General features: G+C 64.1%; 1 pseudogene. It reads right to left on the reverse strand.

The annotated features are described in order from the left end of the window. A pseudogene (gene mutL / locus AC0IXA_RS27655) lies at positions 1-262 on the reverse strand (DNA mismatch repair endonuclease MutL); the annotation flags it as partial.

Consider the following 262-nt stretch of genomic DNA (forward strand, 5'->3'; position numbering starts at 1 on the left):
CATCGCCGCCACACGCCGCGCTCGGGCCGCATCATCGTGGGCCTCGTGCAGGCTGAGGATGGTCTTGCCGGTGTGGCGCAGATGAACAGCCACGTCGAAGCGCGCCAGCGCCAGACGCTTGATCACTTCTTGCAGGTGATCGAATTCGTTTTTTTCGGTCTTGAGAAATTTGCGCCGGGCCGGGGTGTTGAAGAACAGGTCGCGGACTTACACCGAAGTGCCGACCGGATGCGCCGCCGGCTGCACGCGCGGCGCCATGTCC

The sequence above is a fragment of the Pseudomonas sp. AC083 genome, assembly GCF_979253165.1.